We start from the raw sequence: 6681 nt of genomic DNA, 5'->3' as shown, positions 1-6681 counted from the left end.
GATGAGTGACTGCGTCTGTCGTGACGACCGTGCGAGAGGACTTTTGCAATTCTATGGAGCCAACCGCACTGGTCGCTTTTCAGGAAGGCTCATTCAAGTTCAAAATCTCCCAAGAAACAAGATGGAAGATTTGGAGCTTGCAAGAAAGCTTGTCAAAGATGGTGACCTTGAATCCCTAGACCTGCTCTTTGACTCCATCCCGCAAGTCTTATCGGAACTTATCCGCACCGCCTTTATCCCGAAAAAAGGACGCATCTTTCTTGTCGCTGACTACTCGGCCATTGAAGCAAGAGTTTTAGCTTGGCTGGCGGAAGAAACATGGCGGATGGCACTTTTCTCTGAAGGTGGCGATATCTACTGCAGGTCGGCAAGTGAGATGTTCGGCGTTCCTGTAGAAAAGCACGGAGTAAATGCCCATCTCAGGCAAAAAGGGAAAATAGCGGAACTCGCCTGCGGCTACGGCGGCTCAGTCGGAGCCTTAAAAGCAATGGGTGCCCTTGAGATGGGGCTTTCGGAGGAGGAACTGCCGAACCTGGTAAGTGCCTGGCGTGCGACGAACCCTAATATTGTCATGCTCTGGCAGGACCTTGACCGTGCGGCTATATCTACCGTGAGAGAGCGATCGAGGAAAAAGGAAGTAAAAAATATCCGCTTTCGCTATGAGTCCGGCATGCTCATTATCACCCTTCCGTCCGGTCGAGAGCTTTTCTATGCAAAACCCCGCATTGAAGAAAACCGCTTCGGCGGTGAGTCCATCACTTACGAAGGCGTAGGCGCGGGTAAGCACTGGGAGCGAATTGAAACCTACGGCGCGAAGCTTGTCGAAAACATCGTGCAGGCTATTTCTAGGGACATCTTATGCAATGCCCTTATGACTTTTAAATACTCCGACATTGTCATGCATGTTCACGATGAGATCGTGATTGAAGCTGATCCTCGCATGTCGGTACAGGCTGTGTGCGACCAGATGAGCCGAACACCAAAATGGGCTAAAGGCCTAAAACTTGATGCGGACAGCTTCACTTGTCCGTTTTATCAGAAAGATTAATTGCCCAAAAACAGCTGATCTGTCCAAGGGGGAAGTGAAGGGAGTTTTCCCTATCACAAAAAAACGGAGGACAGATCATGTTTTATACCAAATTGACGCTTTCAGAAAACAGTAAGGTTATCACCCGCCTATCTGATAAAAACGTCTACTCCATTTGCCCTAAATGCGGAAAAGAAATCCAGGTGAACCTGAGTGACGTTTTGAAAGAGGAAGATACCGATCTTCATACAACCTGTGTCTATTGCAAATCCTGTGCAAAAAAGTGGCTGAAAGAAAAAGCGGAGGTCTTCTATGAATAAGAACCCGCTTTCCCACGAACAAATACAGGCAGAACTGGACTATCGAAGGGCTATTCATCTTGTTCTAGAAATGAAGAATATCGGCCTAATTTCTGATGAAGAAGAGGAAACGATCGAGGAAAATATCCGACAACAATTTCCTCCCTATTTAGCAGAGATATGGCCTAAAAGCCTTGCTATTCGTGGCTTTTAGAGCAAACATACAGTGACGAAAGGAGGTTGAGACAGTGATTAAGAAAATAGAACAAAGCGTGTCCAAAATAAAGATTCTTCGTGTCTGTGCCTATGTCCGAGTATCTACAGACAGTCCGGATCAGCTGGATAGCTTTCAAGCCCAAAAGAAGCATTATCAATCCTTAATTCAAGCCAATCCTTCCTGGACGTTTGTAGGAATTTACTCGGACGAAGGCATCAGTGGGACGAAGACAGATCGCAGGTTCGGACTAAAAGAAATGATGGCGGATGCACGTTCCGGGAAAATTGATCTCATCTTAGCCAAGTCCTTATCTCGTTTTGCAAGGAATACGGTGGATACCTTAACGCTCATCCGAGAGCTAACCAAACTCGGTGTATTTGTCAGATTTGAAAAAGAAAATATCGATACTTCTTCGTTGGAAAGTGAATTGATCCTTTCCATTGTGGCAAGTCTTGCTGAAGATGAAAGCCGATCCACTTCTCAAAATATCAAGTGGTCTATTGAGAAAAAGTTTAAAAATGGCACCTATCTTCCCGGCTATTTACCTTATGGGTACTGTTATGTAGATAACGAAATCAAGGTTGTTCCCAAAGAAGCGGAGATTGTTCATACCATCTACCAATTAAGTATTAATGGAAAAGGCAGCTTTCGTATTGCAAAAGAGCTAAACCAGCAAAGCATCCCTTCACCTCGAAATAGAGCTTGGTCGGATTCTACTATCCTTGGAATTTTGAAAAACGAATTCTACACCGGAGATCTTTTGTGTCAAAAGACCTATACCGATGAGCATTTTCGCAGACATCGAAACCAGGGCGAAAAAGCACAATATCTCATAAAAAATCATCATCCGGCCATAGTGAATGATACGCTTTTTAACCAAGCGCAAAAAAGAATTGAAGCGAGAAGAAAGACAAAGAATCAGCGTAATAAGACCTATCCGTTTACCGGGATGCTCCGCTGTGCAAAATGCGGTGCAAATCTTAAAAGAAGAATCCACTACAGCGGAGAGTATTCCAGCATTCACTGGACTTGTAGTGAGCATCTGAAATCAAAAGATCATTGCACACAGCCATCTATCGCAGAACAAAAAATTCAGTGGGCATTCCTCACGATGCTAAATAAGCTAATGTTCGCCAGTGAACAAATCTTAAGCCCTCTCCTTGAGCTTAAAGCGGAAGAAGTGGAGCAAAAGGCAGAAGAAAAAATCAATGAATTACAAATGTATCTTCAAGATATCGCAGGACAGCTTCAAGCCACGGATGAGTTAAAAGGAAAGGGGCTGTTAAATGAGAAAAACTTCCAAAAAGTCAAAGCCGAATTGCTCCAAGAGCATCTGAGAAAAACCAATGAATTGGAAACACTCAGAAAAACGAGAAAAAAGACTCACGAAAAACAAGCGGCATTGGAAGATCTCTTTCTGCTTGCAAAGAAGAAGGAATCGATCACTGATTTTGATGAGGATATATGGGAGAGATTCATAGATAGCGCCGAGGTTTATGAAAGAACCACCATCATCTTTTACCTGAAATGTGGACTGATATTAAAGGAGGCTCTCTAACATGCGAACCGTTCCTTATGCTTACTGCTACAAAAACGGAAAGATCGTCATCCAAGAGGATGAGGCAAGAGTGCTAAAAAACTTATACCAAGCTTATTTAGAGCTTTCTTCCTTACAAAAGGCGGGGAATAAAGCCGGAATAAGCTTTGCCCATCCCACCATTAAACGCATGCTATCAAATCCCATTTATCTGGGGCAAGGTATCTATCCGCAAATTATTAAAAACGATTGTTTTCATGCCGTACAGAAAAAACTTAAGCAAAGAAGTAAACCAAGAAAGACCAAAAAGGAACCAATTGTTTACAAAGTTCCCAAATTTAACCTAGCGCTGGTGCCTGCGAGCAAAAAAGATCCCTACGAGCAAGCGGCACTTATTTACGAAAGAATTGAGGTAGTACATGAAAAAGAATAACGTGATGATCATACCTGCAAAACCACAGAGGCATCACTCATCCAGAGAAAAAGAAAAGCTCCGAGTGGCAGCCTACTGTCGTGTCTCTACGGAGACGGAAGAGCAAAACCTAAGCTACGATGCACAGATAAATCACTATACTGACTACATTAACGACCATGAAGGATGGACTCTTGCCGGGATTTATGCCGACGATGGAATATCCGGCACCCGTACAAAAGAACGTCTGGAATTTCTACGGATGATTGAGGATGCGATGGATGGAAAAATCGATTTCATCATTACTAAATCCATCTCCCGCTTTGCCCGAAACACATTAGACTGCCTTCGCTACATCCGAAAGCTTAAGGAGAAGAACATTCCCGTCTATTTCGAGAAAGAGTCTATTAACACCATGGACTCTAAGGGAGAAGTCCTTCTGACTATCATGGCTTCCCTAGCTCAGCAGGAAAGTCAGTCCCTTTCACAAAATGTCAAACTAGGGCTCCAATACCGCTACCAACAAGGAAAAGTCCTCGTGAACCATAATCGTTTTTTGGGTTATGGAAAAGACGAAGAAGGAGGACTCATCATCATTCCTGAAGAAGCAGAAATTATCCGCCGTATTTATCGGGAGTATTTGGAAGGACAGTCCCCCTATGCGATTGCTAAAAACTTAGAAAAAGATGGCATTTTAACGGGTGCTGGAAAGACAAAATGGTATGATACAACCATTCGAAAAATCCTGCAAAATGAAAAATACATAGGCGATGCCCTCTTACAAAAAACCTACACTGTAGATTTTTTAAGTAAACACAGAGTTAAGAATACAGGTGAAGTGCCCCAATACTATGTAGAAGATCATCACGAAGCGATCATCCCCAAAAATATTTTTTATGCTGTACAGGAAGAAATGCTCCGAAGGCAAAGCGGAAAACGAGGTAAAAACGGCGTGAAAAGAAGCTACAGCTCCAACAATTGCTTTTCTAATATTGTAGTCTGTGGAAACTGTGGTGATATCTTTCGCCGGGTTCATTGGAACAACCGAGGCAAAAAGTCAATTGTCTGGCGATGCGTCAGTCGGCTGGAAAATAGAGGTACTAAGTGCACCGCAAGGACTCTTCCTGAAGATGATCTTATTCTCACAACCATGACCTCCTTCAAGAAAATGCTTACCGATAAGAAAGAATTCTTGAACCGTTTGATGCTAGCAATTGAAGAAGGCATGGGGGCAAAAAACAGTCGCTCCCTGTTCGATATCGAGGAAGAGTTGGATCAGCTTCAACTTCAACTTATCGCCCGCACTTCCTCAAAAGAAGAGTACAACGATTTGGCAGAAAAGATTTACGCCCTAAAAGATGAGAAAGAAAGAGTTCTTCAAGAAGAAGCCGGCAAAGAAAATCATAAGAAAAATCTACAATCTATTGAGCAGTTTATCCAAACCCAGGACGTAGAGACTTTAGAATTTGAAGACAAACTGGTCAGACAGTTTGTAGATAAAATACTGGTACTCGACGAAACAATCGAGGTGACCTTCAAGACGGGTACTTGTGTGAGGATTGATGGGTAACAGACAGATGGTTGATGTTCTGTTAGGAGTTTTATTGATTAATTTAATCTTGGCACTTGATCGTCGTGCCGATGTGTTTATCTAATCTCCATTGGGGAGCAACGTCATCATCTGCCCAATACTCATCCATTGAAATGATTTTATCGTCTGCTATTCTTATGAACGATACCACATGAAAATGTGCACTCCTGTCTTTAGAGTACACCTTTGTTACCGTTATGAGCAAGTCATCCAGCACTTCAAGTCGTTCAACCTTCCCATCCCAATCACCGGGATATTCACAGTTAGCAATTAAAAACTCATCAACACTGAAGTGCTCATTGGTACAATGCCAATTAACAGAAGCGTCTTCATGAAAGTACATCCTAAGTGTCTGCTCGTCTTGCGTCAGCACGGCTTTCCAAAAATTATATACATTCATAATTTTCCTCGCTTGCAAATCCTATTTTTGCTTTCATAACATCTACTCCACACGCTCCACCTCAAAAAACATCCATTTCACTGTCTCAGCAGCAAAAAACATCTAACGTACAGTCTCAAGAGCGAAAAAATACCTGTTATCTAACCTGTACACACAACCATACCTTTCCAGACTCCATTTTTTATTAGCATGCTTTCTTGACACTCATTTTCACGAACTCACCAGTCTTTTAATCCCTTGATTTCAAGGCTTTTCAGCCATTTCTTGACATCAATACTACCGTCTCCACATGCATCGTCCTCGGAAACATATCCACAGGCTGCACCCGAGATACCGAATACATGTCACTTAATAAACTGAGGTCACGCGCTAAGGTCGAAGGATTACAGCTCACATAGACGATCCTTTTGGCCCCCGAACGATTCATCACATCAATCGCTTCCGGGTCCAATCCCTTCCTCGGAGGATCCACCACAATGACATCGAAAGGCTTTTTGTCAGGGTCATTTTCATAATCGTTCAGCCAAGAAGTCGCGTCCTCAGCGATAAAGTGCAGCTTCTTAAGATTATTTATCCTGGCATTCTCCTTCGCGTCAAGAATCGCCAGGGGCACTAAATCGACCCCCGTAATTGAAATCGAAGGATCATTTTGAGCGGCACTGGCTAACTGTAATGCGAGCGCCCCCACACCCGAATAAAGATCGAGCACCTTTTCATCAGGCTGCAAAGCCGCCATCTTGACCACCTGGTCAAAAAGGACCGCCGCTTGGATGGGATTTACCTGGAAAAAACTATCCGGTGAAATGTTATAGCTCACACCATTTATCGTCTCCGTAATCGATTCCTCGCCCTCTGACAAGCGGTAATTCGAAGACAGAATTCGATTGCCCTTCGTATCCATGTCATTTATCCAAACACTTTGGAGGGCCATGCCACGCTTCTGCACGACCCTTTTTAAGAGAGGGATCCAGGAGCGGATCACATCGTCCGCCTCTTTATCATTCACGACAAAAATAAGCATCAACTGCTTAGAAGAAAAACCTTCCCGAACGACTAAATGGCGCAGCGTCCCCCGATGCTGTTGCTCATCGTAGATGGAGACGCCGTCACGCAGAATAAGCTCTCGTACGACATTCACGATGTCGAGCGCGACCTCGCCGTGTAACTGGCAATGAAAAAGATCCACAAGATCGTGCGT

Annotated in this window: 8 protein-coding genes; 6 read left to right on the top strand and 2 right to left on the bottom strand. The window is 43.6% G+C overall.

Annotated features, from left to right (window positions below; genetic code table 11):
• The 6 genes from LHW48_03360 to LHW48_03335 form a co-directional block, all read left to right on the top strand.
• A partial coding sequence (locus LHW48_03360) for a DNA polymerase (GenBank protein ID MCB5259497.1) occupies positions 1 to 1048 on the top strand: 1048 nt, incomplete at its 5' end.
• 77 nt (positions 1049 to 1125) lie between these two features.
• Positions 1126 to 1347 carry a hypothetical protein gene (locus tag LHW48_03355; GenBank protein ID MCB5259496.1) on the top strand — a complete coding sequence of 74 codons (222 nt, stop codon included), beginning with the start codon at positions 1126 to 1128 and terminating at the stop codon, positions 1345 to 1347.
• Positions 1340 to 1540, top strand: a complete 201-nt coding sequence (locus LHW48_03350; GenBank protein ID MCB5259495.1) for a hypothetical protein — start codon at positions 1340 to 1342, stop codon at positions 1538 to 1540. Before LHW48_03355 ends, LHW48_03350 begins: the two co-directional genes overlap by 8 nt.
• Before the next feature lie 34 nt (positions 1541 to 1574).
• Positions 1575 to 3101: a recombinase family protein gene (locus LHW48_03345; GenBank protein MCB5259494.1), complete on the top strand. Its 1527-nt coding sequence runs from the start codon at positions 1575 to 1577 to the stop codon at positions 3099 to 3101.
• 1 nt (position 3102) lies between these two features.
• Entirely contained in the window at positions 3103 to 3513 is a 411-nt protein-coding gene (locus tag LHW48_03340; protein MCB5259493.1) for a recombinase family protein, read from the top strand.
• Positions 3500 to 5062, top strand: coding sequence for a recombinase family protein (locus tag LHW48_03335; GenBank protein ID MCB5259492.1), 1563 nt, complete (start codon positions 3500 to 3502; stop codon positions 5060 to 5062). The genes LHW48_03340 and LHW48_03335 overlap by 14 nt, the downstream gene beginning before the upstream one ends.
• Before the next feature lie 43 nt (positions 5063 to 5105).
• Here LHW48_03335 and LHW48_03330 read toward each other — a convergent pair whose 3' ends face one another.
• Positions 5106 to 5483, bottom strand: coding sequence for a nuclear transport factor 2 family protein (locus LHW48_03330; protein ID MCB5259491.1), 378 nt, complete (start codon positions 5481 to 5483; stop codon positions 5106 to 5108).
• A 253-nt stretch (positions 5484 to 5736) separates the two neighbouring features.
• Positions 5737 to 6681 (bottom strand): 23S rRNA (uracil(1939)-C(5))-methyltransferase RlmD (rlmD, locus tag LHW48_03325; GenBank protein MCB5259490.1); only part of this gene is annotated, 945 nt, incomplete at its 5' end.

It is taken from the genome of Candidatus Cloacimonadota bacterium, from assembly GCA_020532355.1.
In the GTDB taxonomy this organism is placed as follows: Bacteria; Cloacimonadota; Cloacimonadia; order Cloacimonadales; family Cloacimonadaceae; genus UBA5456.
The sequence above is the reverse complement of the archived record's forward strand: the minus strand, read 5'-3'. Positions and strand labels throughout refer to the sequence as shown.

What these genes read in the sequence shown, in the direction of transcription:
- LHW48_03350 (MCB5259495.1), top strand. Translation starts at nt 1,340, where the DNA reads ATGAATAAGAACCCGCTTTCCCACGAACAAATACAGGCAGAACTGGAC.
- LHW48_03340 (MCB5259493.1), top strand. Translation starts at nt 3,103, where the DNA reads ATGCGAACCGTTCCTTATGCTTACTGCTACAAAAACGGAAAGATCGTC.
- LHW48_03330 (MCB5259491.1), bottom strand. Translation starts at nt 5,483, where the DNA reads ATGAATGTATATAATTTTTGGAAAGCCGTGCTGACGCAAGACGAGCAG.
- LHW48_03355 (MCB5259496.1), top strand. Translation starts at nt 1,126, where the DNA reads ATGTTTTATACCAAATTGACGCTTTCAGAAAACAGTAAGGTTATCACC.
- LHW48_03335 (MCB5259492.1), top strand. Translation starts at nt 3,500, where the DNA reads ATGAAAAAGAATAACGTGATGATCATACCTGCAAAACCACAGAGGCAT.